This window comes from Sphingobium aromaticiconvertens, assembly GCF_037154075.1.
Classification (GTDB): domain Bacteria; phylum Pseudomonadota; class Alphaproteobacteria; order Sphingomonadales; family Sphingomonadaceae; genus Sphingobium; species Sphingobium aromaticiconvertens.
Genome location: NZ_JBANRJ010000001.1, coordinates 1,146,998 through 1,163,941 on the forward strand (window position 1 = coordinate 1,146,998; position 16,944 = coordinate 1,163,941).

Genomic DNA, 16,944 nt, shown 5'->3' on the forward strand with positions numbered 1-16,944 from the left:
ATCGCGGCCATGACGAGATCGCCGACCATCGAAGAACGCAGACAGGCGAGGCAGGAAGCCCTCGCCGCTCTGGAGACATTGCCGACTGAGCCGATCAGCGTGCGGGTCTCCACGGCAGTGAAGCTCACGGGCATCCCCCGATCGACGCTTTACGAGTTAATCAAGTCCGGCGAGATCGAGACCGTCAAGATCGGCAGGTCGACATTCATCCCGTATCGCTGCCTGACGAAGCTCTTGGGCGGCTAGACCTTGCCCGTTTCACGCGCCCGGTCAATTCTGAGGCGGGACTCGACCAAGACCGGTTAGGTCCAATCTCGAATGAAACGCGATTCCAAGGCTTGGACGCTTGCAGGTAATTCGCCGGCTGCGCAGGTGATGCCCAAATAGGTCGCCGCTCGCGTTGTACCGACGTACAGGTAGCGTTCGAAGAGCTCGGGACGCACGCGCTGCAACTCGTCGACGTCGACAAAGAACACAGCCTCGAATTCCAACCCCTTGATATGCTGGACATCGAACACGCGCACTTCGCTCTGTTCACCGATCATGCGGCCCTCAATGCAGGCCGTGGCGCGCAGATTGCGCAGCATGAGCCGCGCGTCGAGGCGCTCGGCAAGCGGGCGGACCCGCGCCTCGTCGTTAACGAGCACCGCAATCGAAGGCAGTCCGCGTCCGCCGGAGTGCCCTTCAATCTCGATCAGCCGCTGGTCGAGCCATTCAGCAAGAGCTCCGTCACTGTCCAGGTTCATTCCCAAGACCGGATCGACGCCTTCGTTGTCGATATCCGGCGGGAGTGATGTCGGCGCGAATGGCGAGCCGGTGGCCTCCAGAAGGGCGACTGAGAGGTCGTGGAGCTGTCGGCTTTGGCGATAGGAGATGGCAACATTCTGGATTTCGACTGCCGGCAGCGCCCACAACAGGTCGTGCTCGGTTCGGCTGCCCCATATGGTCAGCCGCTGGTTGAAATCGCCACAAAGGAAGATCGAGTCGAAGGCGGGATTGGCGAGCGCTGCCATACAGCCAAGCTGGAGCGGCGAAAAGTCCGTCGCTTCGTCCACCATGACCTGATTTCGGAACTCGCTCGCGACGGTCGCGAGCCAGGAGAATGGAGCCGAACCTGTCACGGGTGCGATGCGCGCGTCAGCGAGCAGCGCGCGGGCCGGCCGTAAGATCGCCAGCAGCATCAGGTCTACCTCGGCCGTATGAACCACCTGCGTCGCGCCACTGTACCAGCGGTTCTCCGCCCGGCGCTCCCGACGAAATTGCCGATAGCGCCGTCCTATCCGCTGGAAGTAGGCCCGTGCCGGCGAGATCATCCGTCGCGTGTCCGCCTGCACGATCAGACTGCGACCAAGTTCGAGCAATGCATCGTCGGGAAGCCCCCGATCACCAAGCCATTCGGTGATCCGGGCGGTACGGCCACGGAGCGTCCGGCGGCCCCGCGCCCGCGCCCGGGCCTGGGTTCGCAGCGTCCGTCCAAACGCAGCTATGGCGGCGGCCCTACCGATGCGCGGCGCGGTCGGCTCGTCGTCGTCTTCCTCGTCCGCGTCGACATCGTCGTCGTCGTCAGTTCCCGCAGCCAGCTCCGCCGCGTCCGACAACCCGTCGAGGACCGCGGCCAAGGCATCTAGGAAGCCTCGATCGCTGTTGACCTGAAGGTTGAGGGCGCGCCGGATACGCTGGTCGCTCTCGGTTCGCAGGCGATCGACGAGCGCGCGCGTCTCTTCCTCAAACCCAGCGATCGCCAGCAAAACGCTTGCGAGAGGAGTGCCGGGAGCGCGCTCGATCGCCGCGGCGAGGCGCGAACCGAGCGACGATATGCCAGGATCGGCGTTCGCTGCGAGCCGCGCCGCCGCCCCGGCCAGCTCCGTCCAGAAGGTATTGGCCTGCCAGGCATCGAAATCGTCGTGCCACGCGATCTGGTCGGCCAGCGTGGCTGGCAACAGCGTTGGGGCGTCTGGAGGCATGATGAAACCGGAACCCGAGCCGGCGCGCAGAAGCCCGAAGACATTCCGCGCTAGTCGCAGACGCTCATTGTCCCAAGTGACGATCCGATCGTCCGGCGCCGGAATCTGGTGACGGCCGAAAGCGCTGCGGACATATTGCTTGAGGAGGTCGGTCGGCGTGAACATCAACCAGCTCAGGGCGTGATTGGTCGAAACGCCTTGCGCGTCGAGCAGTGCCTGTTCGCGCGCGTCGAGATATTCCGGTCGGATCTTCTGTCCCAGGCGGACGATGAGGGTCGTGGTCTTGCCAGTGCCTGGCGGCCCCATGATCGCGAGCCGACTGTCTATGGGCAGGCGGAAGATCGCGTCTTGGTAGAGATCGAGCAGGCGGGTGTCGCGCAGGCTTGCCTTTTCGATTGTTCGCCGCTGGCGCGCGACCCGGATCGCATCGTCCATGGCCTCTTCGGCCAGCAGCCGCTCGACGGCGTCATCGCTGTCCGCGTCGAAGGTTTCTCCCGCAAGGAAACGGCGCAGCGAGTCGATGGTGAGCGACCGTGGCGCGGTGCTGGCGTTGCGCACCTTTGTCTCGATGCCGTCCCAACCGTCCTCGATACGGCGAGGATCGAGAGCTGCCGCCTCGACCACTTCGAGGAACTGGACGCCATTCGGCGTCCCGAGTTCGATCCCGTCGCCAAGGGGAAGCACGGCGAGCCGGCCGGCGGGTGACTTGTAGCTGGCCAGCCGCGCGCCGCCGAGGCTCGCATCCTGCGGCGCCACGCTCGAGATGTAGAAGACATATCGTTCGCCATCTTCGCTGGTGGTGACGATCCGCGCGATCGCCGGCTCCCGACTGAGTCGCTCACACGCCTCCCGCCGTTCCTGGTCGACGCTCCCGAGCGCGCCCACTGCCTTGGTATCGTTGAGGCTGTTGGCGAAAGCGAGGGCTTCCGGGCCGACTGGCCTGCGCGTTGCCAGCCAGTGATCGGCAGATCCGGCAATGCGCTCGAAAGCGCCCAGGACTTCGCGGGCTACCTCGCCAAGGTGCTCACGATCGCTGTCATTGACTTCCATCCATCCCCCGGTTGCCGATTGCCCGCCACGATAACATGGAGCCTATTGTCTAAGTGCCGTGACGCAAGCATCGAATGACCAATGCTTTTATGAGATGCTGCTGCAAATCCGCCATCCGGCACGCACCACCAGTCGACCGTTGCTGGCCCAGAGCTAATGATTTGGCCCATTTATCGGCATAGGCCCGGAGGTGGGAAGGGGCGCGCGTCGTTCGGCAGGTATCGGTTTCTCGTCAAAGCCGGATGATGCGGAGCCCGGCCGGCTAAATGCGCGGGCGAACTTTCGCTTGGACGCATCGAAAATTACGCCATAAATATACCATGAGTTCATTACGATCAGAAAAATTGAGGTCTCTGCTCGATGCTTGGGAGCCCCGCAGCGTCGCGACCACTGCCTATCTCAAGACCCTCGGCATAACGCCGCAGGATCTTCAGAATTACACTTCATCGCGTTGGCTGATGTCGCTCGGCCGGGGCGCCTTCAAGCGTCCGAAGGAGGCGGTGACCTGGCGAGGCGCGCTGCACGGCCTGCAGTCCCAATTGCGGTTGCCTGTCCATGTGGGGGCGCTGACCGCGCTCGAGATGTGGGGCAACAACCATTATGTGCGGTTCACTGCCACGCGGGCCTGTCTGCTTTCGCCGCTCAACGTCGCGCTGCCGCTCTGGTTCAGAACCCATTGGGGCGATGAGGTCCGCCACGTCCAGACGAAGCTCCTCCCGCCGGACTTGGGCGTGATCGAGCAGGCAACGCCCGAGGGATTTGCCTTGAGGACTTCCACTGCGGAACGCGCCGCGCTGGAACTGCTGCATCTCGCGCCGAAGATATTCGGCCTCGTCGAGGCCGGGTTGATCATGGAGAGCATGACCTTGATACGGCCAGAACTCATGCAGAGCCTGCTGGAGCAATGCGCCTCGATCAAGGTGCGCAGGCTGTTCCTCTACCTTGCGGAGCGCGCCGATCTGCCGGTCATGCACCATCTCGACCTTGATCGGATCGATCTCGGGGTGGGCGACCGCAGCCTCGTGCAAAATGGACGCTATGTCGCGAAATATCGGCTGCTGCTACCCAAGGAGTTGGTCGATCATGGTTGAGCCTTATCGCGCCAGTTTCGGCTGCTCCTCGACATCTTGCCGTTGGTGATGGCGGAGCCGGTCTCGCACTCACGCCTGTGCATCGCCCCCTCGTCTCTCTTATTTAAGCCGGCTTACCTTAATCTGTTTGCTAATTAAGCCAGGAGCCAGTTGCTTAAATAAGAGGGCCAACCTGCTTGGTCTTGCATGCCCAATCACTGGGTAACTTCTGGTGCGCGTCTGCAACCGTTTGCCGACGACTATGGGCTGCCGCCTGGCCTGATCCTCGGAACGGTGCGGTTCATTTTTCCGCGCAGGAGTTCAGGATCGGCGTCATCGCTTTCACATGGGCGTCGATACGCTCCAGCACCGTCGCGGGCACGATGCGGCGTTCTGGTAACTGCCACCAACGCTCGTTGACGAGGGCAACCGTCTCTACCACGGCTTGGAGAACCGCTGGCTCGGGCAGCCTCGCACGGTTCGCGAAGGATTTCCAGCGAGGCGCCGATAGCGCCTTGAACGACCGTTCGCCACCAAGCGACAGCGCCATGCTGTCTGAGGGAATGTATGGGATGGTCGATAACACGTCGTAGATCGGCGTGAGCGCGGGCGTGCCGCCGTCTCCACGATAGATCAGCGACCAGTTTTTCAGGTGCATGTCGCCATTACCGGTCACCACCGCCAGCGCGAGCCGGCGCACGAATTCGAGCGCGGCGGCGGGGGATATGGCCGCGTTCACGGCGGCGGCCACATCGTGATAGGCCGCCCCCTCATATTTACGGGAGGGATAGACGCCAAACACCTGGGCGAAGTCCTCGATGTGGATTCTCTCACCCTGTGGGCCACGGTCAAAACGCCTGACGAGAAGAACCTTACCTTCCGACAGTGTGTCGAAATCTTCCGGAATGCCTTCAAAATCGGATTTCTCGACCAGTTCGCGCTCGGGCACGTCCATGCCGATCGCGGCCGCCAAGGCGAGATTGGCAAACTCGTTCTCGGACACACCAGGAAATGCCGTGGAGGGGAACTTCGCGATATATTGCCCCTGGCCGTCATCGAGCGGAAGCGTCAGTCCGCCCCCCTTGCCGGTGTTCTTCATCACCGAAAGCTTCATCTGCACGCCCGCGAGCGAAAAACGCGCCTTCGGCTTTCCCTTTGCACTGTCCTGCGGCGTTACCTTCGTACCGTCACTGGGTAGAACCCGGACGGCCCCCGGCAGATCCGCGCCGAGCGCCGCCAACAGGTCGAAATCATTGCCCGGACGGACGGCGCCTGCATGATGCTTTTCCATCGCCTCGCGCAGCTTGTCCTCTGGCAGCAGGTTCGCAAAGAAGGCCGGCAATGCCCCGCTCACCGGCTTGGGATCCTTGCGCAAGCCCCCGGTAGCCGCGCGGAAGGACAGGCTGAGGATCGGCAAACCGCCCGTCGCCCGATACGCCTCGTCAAAGCTGAACGCGTTGAAGTCGCCCGGCGTCCTGACGATCACACCGACCTTCAGCGCATTCAGGAACACGTCGAGGGACTGGATCGCCTGAGGTGTGTGAGGAGTTTGAGCCATGACGTTCGTCTTCAATCGGGTTGTGAAACAAAGGCGGGCAAGTCGTCGTCGTCATGCGGACGCATCAACGCCCGGACGGCGGGGACCATCGCTTGCGGCACCAGCATCATCTCCAGCCCGAGCGCACGAGAGACATTCATGAGCGTCGTGGCGCGCGCTGCAGCAATGCCCGTTTCGATATCGCGATAGCGTGGACGGGATATGCCAGCCAGATCGGCCACCTGCTCTTGCGTCAATCCGGCGGCCAGCCTCGCCTGCCGCAGGAGTTCGCCGAGTTCGCGCAGGGTTTCAGATATAGCGCCCATAATGATCCCCATACGATTCAAAATGAAATCACATGAAGCGTCTACATATCTTACTTCGGCCGGCACGTCAAATTTGAATGATCCCTTTCCATATCATATAAGCTGAATGAGATATGTAAACATATCACGCTCTGGATGACGTCTGCCAGTTCAGGAGGGAAGAGAACGAGGCGCTGGTGGCGACGAGGCGCTGAAAAATGCCCATCTTAGGGTCTGGCGGCTCATAATCTGTCCGAAATTTGCAGTCGTATTTCGGACAGCGTTGGCTCCTCACCCTAGCGCGCGATACGCTGGGTCGAGCGCTTCGGGATGCGCAGATTTTAGGTTTATCGTGCTGCGCGAAAATTAGGTTTTCGTGTTTGAGAGGTCGGAATCGTACCATCCGAATCATTGGCCTGATTGATCTGTTTTTAGGTCGGAATTTTCCGTCGAGGGACTCGAACCTCCGAAGCAAAAAGTCCCAGGGTATCGATTATGGTATCGACAGATGACAACCACAGTAAAATATTGAATTATAATAATAAATATGCCGTTTTCGAGTCCTCTTCTGGCACCAGCACTTCTCAAGTGCTTGAAATCTCTTGGGGATCGTCCAGAAAACGGTCCCCAGAGAGCATCTGCTACTCCAAACTGCTACGGGAAAATGGCCCATCGTCAGGCCGAAAATCCCGGAAAATCGTGCCTGTTGAGGGCTGTGTTTGCTACGGTAAGCTGCTACGGGATTTGCCTCGCGGCGTGCTTCGACGGGGGCAAAAACTCTACTATCGGCACTCGATCCCGGTGGACGCTCAGCGTCTGCTGAATCGGCTCGAAATCTGGCGCTCGCTGCGCACCGACAGCCTTGCCGTTGCCATGCGTCGATTACCGGGAGTGATGGCCCGGATCGAAATGGAGATTGAGCATGTCCGCGCAATGGCGGGCTTGCCAGTCGATGCGATGCTCATCCGACCGTTGGACGACGATCTAGCCGACGATAGGATTTCGATCCCCGTCGTGTCGCTGGCCACTGAACGCGGCCAACTCGACACCCCACTCACGCTGGCTGAAGCGTATCGCAACTACATCGACGATCCGACACGCGCATGGACCGCCAACAGGCGGGAGGCGTATGAGACGAGCCGGAAGCTGGCCGTTGCCCTGATCGGTGAGGCGGTCCCCGTCGCATCGATCTCGCGTGCGCATTGTCGCGATATGCTCGATGTGCTGCGCTTCCTGCCCGCCAACGCGGGAAAGCTGTTTCCGAAGCTCTCGCCGCGCGAGGCGACGGATCGCGCCCGCCTGCGCGGCGACATCAAGGTGATCAGCGCGGCGAATGCCAACTCGCTGATGTCGAATATGAGCAGCTTCCTCAACTGGGCAGTCAACGAGGAACTGCTCGCCCGCAACCCGGCACGAGGGCTGCGCCTGCCCGATCCCATCAACAAGCAGGACAAGCGCTCACCGTTCGACCGCGACCAGCTTCATGCGATCTTCAACGCGCCTCTTTATCGCGGCTGCGTCGATGGCGCGCGCGGATATAATAAGGTTGGCACCCAGCGCCCACGCAATGCGCGGTTCTGGGTGTCGCTCATCGCTTTGTTCACCGGCGCGCGATTGGGCGAAATCTGCCAGCTTGATGCCACGGATATACGCCCAGACGATGGCAGAGCGCGGTTTTGCGGCGATCGCGCTTGACCCCTCCTATACCGGCGAAAGCGGCGGCGAGCCCGGCATGTCGGAAGCGTTCGCTCAAGACGCGTTTCGCTTGCTTATTTTTTCCAGGGAAAAAGCGGGTGTCCAGAGCTCCGGTTTAGGACTGGCAGTCGTTCACGCGATTGCGCGCGCATGGCGGCGAGACCACCTACGCCATGGCCGACGGAGTTTCGACTTTCCGCATCATCATCCCACGGCGGATCATCGTGGCGATCAGCAACGGGACTAAATCCGACAATGCCCAATGACGGAGCTGGTTTTGGCATAAGCCGACATCGCCGCAGCGGCGTACGAACGGCGCCTAGCCGCCTGGTCAAAAGCCTCATCGAAGGGGCAGCTTTCCTGCACTCGCCTTTCCGGACCTGACATTCCGCAAGCAGCCAAGAGCCGACATTCGCGGGGTTCACGGCATCCTGTTCCCGAACGAGCAAGTCTGCCGGTCCGGGCATAGGCGAATGTCCGGTCCTGAGAGAGGGTGCTGGGATAGCTGCCGTTCGCCTGGCGTCGCCTGCCGACCATTTGCCGTTCTAGGGCAAATTCCAGGTTTCGGAACCGGTCATTCATTCGGACTCCAAGCCGGACTCATATGGATGAATTAAGATAGTCAGTTTCGCCATGAGCTTCAGCGCAAGCCTAAAACAAGTTTCAGCCCAACTTCTGCTTCGCAATGTAATCCTCGATACCGGTCGAAAGAACAACAAGCGGTGCCGCGCCGGTCTGGATCACCGCATCATTAAAGTCGCGTATGTCGAACTTTGGCCCCAGTTCCGCCTTGGCCTTTTCGCGTAAACGCACAATTTCGCTGTGCCCGACTTTATAACCGCAGGCCTGCGCGGGCGATGCACAGTAGCGGTCAATTTCGCTGGTGCATGCTACCCTCGCGCGACCGGTGCTTGATGCGAGATAGTCGATCGCCTGATTGCGCGACCATTTCTTGGTGTGGAGGCCGGTATCGACCACCAGGCGAGACGCACGGAAGCGCATCGCTTGGTACATGCCGAGCTGACCGAAGGGGTCGTTCTTGTAAAAGCCCAGTTCGTCGACCAACTGCTCCGCATAGAGCGCCCATCCTTCGGTATAGGCATTGAACCCCATGATCGAGCTGATCAGCGGCACGTCATCGCGATGCTCGGCAACATAGGCGCCTTGCCATGCATGCCCCGGCAGGCCTTCATGCGCCGAAAGCGACGGAATGGTGAATTTTGGCCAATTTCCTGTGTCCTGAAGGTTGATATAGTAGATGGCCGGCCGCTTGCCGTCGAGCGACGCGAAGTTCATATAACCCAACGCTGCGCCCGCCTCGATGTCAGGTGGCACTCGCTTTACCTGGATGTCGGCCTTTAGCTGCATTTTCGAAATTTGCGGCAACATCGCGCGCAGTTCCGAGATTTTGCTCTGAACATAAGCGACCGCGTCCCCCTTGCCTGCGTCGGTGTTGGGGAAGAGTTGCCGGGAATCTTTACTGAGGGCTGCCAGCCGCTCGCCGATCGTGCCCTGCGTCAGGCCCTGGGTCTTGAGCACCGCATCCATATGGCCGTCCAACTCGCGGCCCTGGTCGATCCCCATCTGGTGGACCTGTTCAGGCGTCAGGTCTGTACTCGTAGCATATTGTAGCCCCCAGCTATAATAGGCTTCGCCCTGCGGCAGCTTCCATACACCAGCATCGCTTGTAGCCTTGGCGCGTGCAGCGGTAACAGCAGCAAGTTGGCGATCTAGCGCAGGATAGACGGTGCCGCTGACGATTTTGGTCGCGCGTGCGCTCCAATCTCCGGCGATGCCTTTCTCTTGGGTGCGACGCGTGATCGAGGCGACCATACGCAATTGTGCCGCCGGGGTAGCGCGCAGCCCCTTCATCTGGGCGAGCGCCGTGTCGAGCACGAAGTCGGGGGGCAACACCCCTGCCGCCACATCATGCCGAAACTGTTCGGTTTCCTGATCCAATACAACCGCAAAGGCCGCGAGGCGGGACAGATAGGCTTCTGCGTCTGCACTGACTTCTATCCGGTGTACCGAGTCGAGAAATTCAGGGATGCTTTGATAGGCACCATCCTGCTGGCTAATGACATAAGGTGAACCGCCGCCGAAAGTGCCGACGCTACCATAGGAAAAGCGTGCACCGGCTGCGCCATTCACCAGTTCATAGGCGACCGAATCGTAAAGCAGCACATCATGCCCCTGCAGGGATGCGCGATCGACGCTGGCGAGCATCTTCTGATATTTAGCGATGTTGGTAAAAGTCCTGGCGCGCGCCTTTACTGATCTATCGTCAAGTTTTGTACGGGCTGAGGCGCGATTGCCGCTGTCCATGCCCAGATAACTCAACTGCTCGGGCGATATGGCTAATTCATCATCGACGATCGCGTCGAGCATGGTTGCGAGCTTTGGATTGATTGCGGCAAAGGCTGGCCACCCCATACCTGCAAGGGCTGATGCAGCGGTCGAAGACAGGATAAAATTTCTGCGGCTGACGATCATGCATGGCTCCTTTTGCAGGGATGGCGCGCACGTTAGCGACTTCTGTACATGTGTACAACGGGCCGGGTTGGTGCGCATGTGCGCGGCGAGCGCCCAAGGATCGTGTAGCTTTATATTTCAGCCGTCCGTCCCAAATACGCAGAGATCACGCGCTCGTTCCTCATCCAAAGCTTCCGAATCCGATCACCGAAGCAAAATCTTGTGATCGACGCCATGGCCTGACAATGCCACAATGAACTAGACTAGGCTTCAAGTTCTGGGGAGGGGACAAGCAGATGGATATTCAGCTGGGCTGATGGCGAAGGCAGTCACCGACGCATCCGGGGAGGGACGCACATATCGGGCGTTTCTCAGCTACAGCCATGCTGATGAGCACGCCGCGCGACGGTTGCATCGATGGCTGGAGGCTTATCGCATCCCTTCACATCTGGTCGGTTCCGTATCGCCCTTGGGGGTGGTTCCGCGTCGATTGAACCCGATCTTTCGGGACCGCGCCGAACTGCCAGCGGCATCCAGTCTCGACAGAGAGGTTCGGCGGGCATTGTCCGCGTCGGACGTATTGCTCGTCCTCTGTTCGCCGTCCGCCAAGGCATCTCGATGGGTCGATGCCGAAATCGCCTTATTTCGCACTCTGCATCCCGATCGCCCAGTTATCGCGGCCTTGCTGACAGGCGACCCCGCCGACAGCTTTCCCACAGCGCTGCTCCAGCCGGACGCGAAGGGTGCGAAACATGAGCCGATCGCGGCGGATTTTCGCCCGGAGCACGACGGCGCGAAGCTGGCCCGGCTAAAGATCGTTGCGGGTCTGACCGGCGTGGCGCTGGATCAGATCATCCAACGGGAAGCGCAACGCCAATTGCGGCGCGTGATTGCCGTCACGCTCGCCACCTTCCTTTTGGCGCTATCCATGGCCCTCATGCTGATCTTCGTCATACGTGCGCGGAACGAGGCGGAAGATCAGCGGCAACAGGCAGAAGGGCTGATCGAGTTCATGTTGACCGACCTCAGGCAGAAGCTGCAAGGCGTGGGCCGACTGGATATTCTGCAAACGGTCAACAAGCGGGCGCTCGCTTATTATGCTGATCAGTCGGATCTGAAGACCCTGTCTGCCGATTCGCTGGACAGGCGCGCCCGTATTCTCCATGCAATGGGTGAAGATGATCACAGACGTGGCGATGTGGCTGGCGCCCTAGGGAAATTCCTCGAAGCCCATCGCGTGACCGGCGCCCTTCTTGCGGCCGCCCCCCGCGATCCAACGCGCCTGTTCGCCCATGCCCAGAGCGAGTTCTGGCTTGGTTACGTCGATTTCATACGCTCTCGCTACGATACCGCTTTGCCGCGTTTTACGGCTTATCGGGCCTTGGCGAACCGTCTTGTCCAATTGGTTCCGGACAATCAGGCCTATTGGCGGGAACTGGGCTATGCGCAGGGGAATATCTGCACTATCGCGGTATCGCGCCGCGGACCGCCTGCACATCTCAATGAATGTCGCAACGCGCTGGCCACGATGGAACGGGTGGGCCGGATGGTCCCGGATGACCAAAGCCTAGATGCAGACATTGCCAACCGTCATGCTTGGATGGCAGATGCCCTGCGCGTGCATGGGCGGGATGCGGATGCCCTGCGCGAGCGAACCCGCCAAGCCACGATCATCCAGGCTCTGCTCAGAGACGATCCGAAAAATGCGAGTTATTTGCAGGACTGGATGCTTGCGCGCTATTCCGTGTCACAATTACTCTATGCATTGGGTAGGACGGAGCGCGCGGAGCGGCTTAGAGAGGAAGCGCGTCGCGATGTGGACAAGTTGATCGTGTCGGACCCGGAAAATAATGACTGGCGCCTTTGGCAGAAAAAGCTCGAACAACCTTTAGACCGTTAAGGGGAATTATCATGTCGGCATGGAATTATAAGCAATATGCATTAGCGCCACTACCGCCCCTCGACATCACGTGCGAAAAACCGATACGCTTCAACGTCATTCTGAAAGCCGAAGACGGGAAGATCGTCCTGCGATACGAGCAGCCCGATGCGCCCGACCGGAACTATATCGCCATCACGCAAGATACGGTGGTGGAGGTGGCGCTGCTGGGGGATCAGGTCTATTTCTCAAATGAACTCGATGCTATCACGACCAAGGAAGCTCTGTCTTCCTTCTATGGCGGCCTGGAATATGATGGCTATGATGAGAAGTTGGACCGCTACAAGATCGTTCGTTTTCGGGCGCGCTATAACCAGGGTGGCAGATATGGCACGCGTCATCGGTTCAACATCAATGTCGATCTTTTGCAACTATCTGAGTGCGGAGAGCCGCATTGGATTACGCTGTCCATCGATCCCGATATTAAAAATCCGCCGCCCAAGGCTAACTGATTTCGGCTTTACCGAGCGATGATGTCATGAATCTTCCTATACTGGCCCAAATCAGGCAAATCGCGCGCGCAGGAGACACGCTCCGCGCCTGGCGCATGTTCGAGGGCGCAGGTCTTGTTGCATCGGAGGCGTCCGATGCGCTGAGTCTCAAGGGCAAGCTGTTGAAGGACCGGGCGCTTCGCAGTGGTAATCCAGAACGGAACTCGCTCCTTGGAGAGGCGCAAGATGCCTATTTGCGTTCCGCTGGAGATCGCCGCGCCACATATCCTTTGATCAATGCGGCGACGATCGCGTTTCTCAATGGCAAGAACGATCATGCCCGCCTGCTCGCCGAGCGGGTTCTATCCCTGCTGGAGAGCCGCGAGCATGAGCCAGAAACACGCTATTGGCTTGGCGCGACATCGGCAGAAGCACAGCTTCTTCTGGGCAATATAGATGCCAGTCGGGCGGCGCTCGAACAGGCAGTCGGTACTGCCCCGGACGCGTGGGAAGACCATGCGGCGACGCTCCAGCAGCTCAAGCAAATACTGGATCGGATGGGTGAGCCAGCCGGAATCTTCGATCATCTATGCCCACCCCCCAGCCTTTATTTTAGCGGAATCATCGGGCTACCGAACGATGAGGCAAGTACACTGCAAATGCTTGGAGCCGCGCTGGATGAAATCCGGCCTGGAGTGGTTTTCGGAGCGCTGGCGGCTGGCGCCGACATTGTGATTGCCGAAATGGCGATGGCAAGGGGCGCTCAACTTCATGTCGTTCTGCCGACGACCATTGATATTTTTCGGGCAACATCTGTCGCGCAATTTGGCGTTCAATGGGCCGAACGGTTCGACCGTCTGATCGACACTGCCCACATCGTCGAAACGCTCGATCGAATTCCGTATTTATCCAAAGCCGCGATCTTGCAGGGTTCGGAAACCGCCATGGGCCTGGCCCTGCGTCGTGCCCGCACATTGGCGACCCATGCTATCGCGCTACATATCGGCCGGGGGTCCGACGTGCCGACGCCACCTGAGATTATATGGCGCGAACAGGGCCTGCCGTTTCAAGACCTGATCCTAGAAGAATCGTTACCACCGAGCGGGCAGGATATGGAGGTTGCAATCAGCAAAGCAATCTTGGCCTCGCCCGATCCTTTTTCTGCCGGTCCTGGTTCGTCCGTTCGGAAGTCGGAAATAACCACCGATGGTTTTTCGATCCTGCAAGTGGATGACTTGACGGCGGCCATGGATTTGGCCGTCGCGATTCTACGGGCGACGCCAGATAGCCGATTGGGGCTTAATTATCGCGTCGTGTCGCCGAGGGAGGGCGTCGAGGAGTGGGGCAAACTGGCGACGTTGTTAGCGCAGGCCGCACCACAAGGCAGTATTTGCGCGCCCTGGCCTCAAATCGCGGCAATCGACTTATATGCGCCACATCATGGTTTCGAAACTGCTGGTGAGATTGTTACGCCGCTTGGTGATTTCCCGATTGGCCTGTTTTGCTTGCCTTCCTTAACCTAATTGACGACCCTATGCCGCTTCAGCAAATCAGTTCGAGTAGCATACGTGGAGCATGAACTGTCAGCGCATCGTCATCCCGGCTGACAATCCCGCGCCGGATTAATGCCGCGATAGCCCGAGATGCCGTTTCCCTGGTAGTGTTCGCACTCAGAGCCAAAGTGGTCACCCGCGGCGGCGGCGCGATATGGTCACGTCCATCTGCCAGCGCCAGCAACTCAGCATAGACACGCCCCGCCGCACTGTAGGTTGTGCGAGCCACCATCCGGTCAAGTGCCCGGTCAAGCTGCCGGGCAAGCAGCCGGGCCATGCCAGCGCCGATCTGGGCCTCTGTGGAAACAAGTGCGGCGATTATGGTCGTTTCCGCGCGGAGCAAATACGTATCGACAAGCGCGCATGTCTCGGCGCGATGGGTTGTCGGGACGGGATAGGCACCGAAAAACTCGCCTGGTCCATGCTGGGCGAGCTGCTGGCGCTGACCATCCATTCTAAACGCTTCGATTCTTACCCCGCCATCAATCACCAGCCAACAGTGGTGCGACGGTTCCCCTTGATGGGCCAATATCTGCTTTGCAGCGACGTGCTGAGGTATCAGAATGTGGCTGAGCAATTCCGCTGATCGACTGTCGCATCGAAAAATGGCACCGATCGCATCAATTTTCTCTTCGAAATTCAATGATACTGCCCCTTGCCGGATCAGTCGCCAACCGTCCTCTGCAGCCGGCATAGCCGATTCTGGCAGTTATGCGGAATAGGCAACACGCATCTGGTTTTTTGAGGTCCGTGATCTTGGTCACGCGCAAGGTGAATGCGGTCCGCTATTAAAGACTTGCGACCCGAAGGCCGCTTCTTAACAAGCAGCCTTTTCCTGGCCCGGATGCATTGGTGTCCGGGCCTTTTTTCATAGGTGAGGTGCGGCCCTCTCTTTGTCTGTGAATAATAGCCTTCGAATAGCTGCAAATAGCACATCTGAAGGTGGATTATGCCATGAGCGAACGGAGTCTTGCGTACTTTCCCAATCCGAAACCTGCACAACAGTTTAGTTCCAAAGTATGTCCGCTTTTCACGCCCGCCCCCTCGGAGCGGACAATCTGCAAGTCTATGGGTTTCGGGCGCCGGCAAGCGTACGAAAGCCTGACATGTACGACCCGCGGGGCTTGGCAAAGGTCTATGAGGATTTCGCTTTTCGGACGGTCCTGAGGAGCCATTGGTCGGTTATGAAGCCGGCGGCGTTCAATGCAGACGGGCGATATTGCTGCCGGCTTCGATACTTGTTTCGGCGAGAGTCACCTGCAAACAGCATCGACAAGAGCACGGGATTGGGAGGCGGCACAAGGGCGCCGCTGCCCCGGAGCAAGATGCCCACGAGCATCGTTACTGTCATGCCATGCCGGGCCATGGCGCGACCTCCCGGGTCGGCAATGCAGAGAACGGCGGCGGCCGGGGCTGTCGCCAGTGCTCGAAGGCCTCGATGATGATCATGCGCCCACCAGGGTGGACGCAGGTCGACAGGACTTTCCGGTTCGCCCTCCTCGGGTGTTGGCGGGACGACGTCGAGCAGTTCGCGGGCACGCGCAAGACTGGTTTTGCGCGAGGAACTGGCGAGCAGGCCATAGTGGCGGATGCGGTGGAAGCCGCGTGGCAGGACGTGAAGCAGGAGGCGGCGGATAAATTCGTCGGCGCTGATCGTTATGATGCTCTGCCGTTCGTCGCTGGCGCGCCGGTAATCTTTATAACGGAACGTAACGTCCTGACGGTCGAACGCGACCAGGCGCCGGTTCGAGATGGCGACCCGATGAGTGTAGCGCGAGAGATAGGCCAGTACGGCCTCGGGACCGGAGAAGGGCGGCTTGGCATAGACCACCCAGCGCTTCTTTCTGACCGGTGCCAGATGACGCAGGAAGGCCCGCTTATCGGCAAGGCCGGCCATGGATCCGAAGAAGGCGAGCTTGCCGGTGCGGTGCAACTGGATCAGCCGGGCGAGGAAGAGACGGCGGAACAGTGCGCCCAGAACCCGCACCGGAAAGAGAAAGGCGGGGCGCGAGGAGATCCATCGCGTTCCGTCCAGCGCAAGCGCAATACCACCGCCCGGCACGATCATGTGAACATGCGGATGATGTGTCATGGCCGATCCCCATGTGTGAAGTACAGCCGTGATGCCGATGCGGGCGCCAAGATGCTTCGGATCGGCCGCGATCGTCAGCATCGTCTCCGAGGCCGTGCGGAACAGCAGATCATAGACGACCGCCTTGTTCTGGAACGCGATATCGGCGACCTCTACCGGCAGGGTGAAGACCACGTGGAAGTAGCCGACCGGCAACAGGTCCGCCTTACGCTCTGCCAGCCAGGTACGCGCGGCGGCGCCCTGGCATTTCGGGCAGTGCCGATTGCCACAGCTGTTATAGGCGATCCGCCAGTGCCCACAGTCTTCGCAGGCTTCGACGTGACCGCCAAGGGCAGCGGTGCGACAGTTCTCGATCGCCGTCATGACCTTGAGCTGGATGTAGCTCAGATGCCCGGCATGGATATCCCGATAGGCGGGACCAGCAGTGCGGAAGATGTCGGCGACCTCAAGTGACGAGCGCAACGGCTCAGCCGTCGGGCGCCGCCTGTTTCGGAGCGAGCATTGCCAGCCGGTCGAGCGGACTGATGACGGCGCGCGCCGTTCGGGTCGCAACCTTGGTGTAGAAGGCCGTCGTACTCAGGTTCGCGTGGCCCAGCAGCGCCTGTATGACCCGAACATCACCCCTTCTTCCAGCAGATGGGTGGCAAAACAGTGCCGCAAGGTGTGCGGCCCCACCCGCTTGCCGATGCCGGCCACCTGTGCGGCTTCGACGACAACGCGATGCAGATGAACTCATCGGCTTGAGATAATGCTGGCCGGGGAATAGCCAGCCGTCGGCACGCAGGCCTGCCCCATAGCCTATCGCCTGAGGCCCCGCGGGTCGTACATGTGAGACT

At 59.9% G+C, this 16,944-nt stretch carries 11 protein-coding genes and 2 pseudogenes; 6 read left to right on the forward strand and 7 right to left on the reverse strand.

Annotated elements, in window-relative coordinates; all coding sequences use genetic code 11:
• The first annotated feature begins 9 nt into the window (after positions 1-9).
• The gene (locus WFR25_RS05575) at positions 10-246 is read left to right on the forward strand and encodes a helix-turn-helix domain-containing protein (RefSeq protein WP_336969337.1); all 237 of its coding nucleotides are present in this window, start codon (positions 10-12) and stop codon (positions 244-246) included.
• A gap of 56 nt (positions 247-302) precedes the next feature.
• On the opposite strand, the gene WFR25_RS05580 is transcribed toward WFR25_RS05575, so the two are convergent.
• Positions 303-2,849, reverse strand: a complete 2,547-nt coding sequence (locus tag WFR25_RS05580) for an ATP-binding domain-containing protein (RefSeq protein WP_336969340.1) — start codon at positions 2,847-2,849, stop codon at positions 303-305.
• Positions 2,850-3,358: 509 nt separating this feature from the next.
• On the opposite strand from WFR25_RS05580, the gene WFR25_RS05585 reads away from it, so the two are divergent.
• Entirely contained in the window at positions 3,359-4,105 is a 747-nt protein-coding gene (locus WFR25_RS05585) for a type IV toxin-antitoxin system AbiEi family antitoxin domain-containing protein (RefSeq protein WP_336969342.1), read from the forward strand.
• Between the two features lie 280 nt (positions 4,106-4,385).
• Here WFR25_RS05585 and WFR25_RS05590 read toward each other — a convergent pair whose 3' ends face one another.
• The gene (locus tag WFR25_RS05590; RefSeq protein ID WP_336969346.1) at positions 4,386-5,657 is read right to left on the reverse strand and encodes a type II toxin-antitoxin system HipA family toxin; all 1,272 of its coding nucleotides are present in this window, start codon (positions 5,655-5,657) and stop codon (positions 4,386-4,388) included.
• On the reverse strand, positions 5,654-5,947 hold the full coding sequence (locus WFR25_RS05595; protein WP_013848070.1) for a helix-turn-helix domain-containing protein: 294 nt from the start codon (positions 5,945-5,947) through the stop codon (positions 5,654-5,656). Before WFR25_RS05595 ends, WFR25_RS05590 begins: the two co-directional genes overlap by 4 nt.
• Positions 5,948-6,682: 735 nt before the next feature.
• Here WFR25_RS05595 and WFR25_RS05600 point away from each other — a divergent pair.
• Positions 6,683-7,621: a DUF6538 domain-containing protein gene (locus WFR25_RS05600; protein ID WP_336969352.1), complete on the forward strand. Its 939-nt coding sequence runs from the start codon at positions 6,683-6,685 to the stop codon at positions 7,619-7,621.
• 663 nt (positions 7,622-8,284) lie between these two features.
• Here WFR25_RS05600 and WFR25_RS05605 read toward each other — a convergent pair.
• Positions 8,285-10,114: a DUF885 domain-containing protein gene (locus WFR25_RS05605; RefSeq protein WP_336969354.1), complete on the reverse strand. Its 1,830-nt coding sequence runs from the start codon at positions 10,112-10,114 to the stop codon at positions 8,285-8,287.
• Positions 10,115-10,409: 295 nt separating this feature from the next.
• Here WFR25_RS05605 and WFR25_RS05610 point away from each other — a divergent pair, with 295 nt between their 5' ends.
• The 3 genes from WFR25_RS05610 to WFR25_RS05620 are packed head-to-tail and all read left to right on the forward strand — an operon-like array spanning position 10,410 to position 13,986.
• A complete protein-coding gene (locus WFR25_RS05610; RefSeq protein ID WP_336969356.1) occupies positions 10,410-11,993 on the forward strand; it encodes a toll/interleukin-1 receptor domain-containing protein in 1,584 nt (527 codons plus the stop codon).
• An 11-nt stretch (positions 11,994-12,004) separates the two neighbouring features.
• A complete protein-coding gene (locus WFR25_RS05615) occupies positions 12,005-12,484 on the forward strand; it encodes a nucleotide synthetase (RefSeq protein ID WP_336969359.1) in 480 nt (159 codons plus the stop codon).
• A gap of 26 nt (positions 12,485-12,510) precedes the next feature.
• The gene (locus WFR25_RS05620) at positions 12,511-13,986 is read left to right on the forward strand and encodes a TRAFs-binding domain-containing protein (RefSeq protein ID WP_336969362.1); all 1,476 of its coding nucleotides are present in this window, start codon (positions 12,511-12,513) and stop codon (positions 13,984-13,986) included.
• A 19-nt stretch (positions 13,987-14,005) separates the two neighbouring features.
• On the opposite strand, the gene WFR25_RS05625 is transcribed toward WFR25_RS05620, so the two are convergent.
• The 3 genes and pseudogenes from WFR25_RS05625 to WFR25_RS05635 all read right to left on the reverse strand — a co-directional run.
• Entirely contained in the window at positions 14,006-14,659 is a 654-nt protein-coding gene (locus WFR25_RS05625; RefSeq protein ID WP_336969363.1) for a Crp/Fnr family transcriptional regulator, read from the reverse strand.
• A gap of 704 nt (positions 14,660-15,363) precedes the next feature.
• Positions 15,364-16,570: pseudogene (locus tag WFR25_RS05630) on the reverse strand (IS91 family transposase).
• A gap of 4 nt (positions 16,571-16,574) precedes the next feature.
• Positions 16,575-16,892 (reverse strand): annotated as a pseudogene (locus WFR25_RS05635) (tyrosine-type recombinase/integrase); the annotation flags it as partial.
• Positions 16,893-16,944: the final 52 nt, after the last annotated feature.

What these genes read in the sequence shown, in the direction of transcription:
- WFR25_RS05610 (WP_336969356.1), top strand. Translation starts at nt 10,410, where the DNA reads ATGGCGAAGGCAGTCACCGACGCATCCGGGGAGGGACGCACATATCGG.
- WFR25_RS05575 (WP_336969337.1), top strand. Translation starts at nt 10, where the DNA reads ATGACGAGATCGCCGACCATCGAAGAACGCAGACAGGCGAGGCAGGAA.
- WFR25_RS05615 (WP_336969359.1), top strand. Translation starts at nt 12,005, where the DNA reads ATGTCGGCATGGAATTATAAGCAATATGCATTAGCGCCACTACCGCCC.
- WFR25_RS05595 (WP_013848070.1), bottom strand. Translation starts at nt 5,947, where the DNA reads ATGGGCGCTATATCTGAAACCCTGCGCGAACTCGGCGAACTCCTGCGG.
- WFR25_RS05605 (WP_336969354.1), bottom strand. Translation starts at nt 10,114, where the DNA reads ATGATCGTCAGCCGCAGAAATTTTATCCTGTCTTCGACCGCTGCATCA.
- WFR25_RS05620 (WP_336969362.1), top strand. Translation starts at nt 12,511, where the DNA reads ATGAATCTTCCTATACTGGCCCAAATCAGGCAAATCGCGCGCGCAGGA.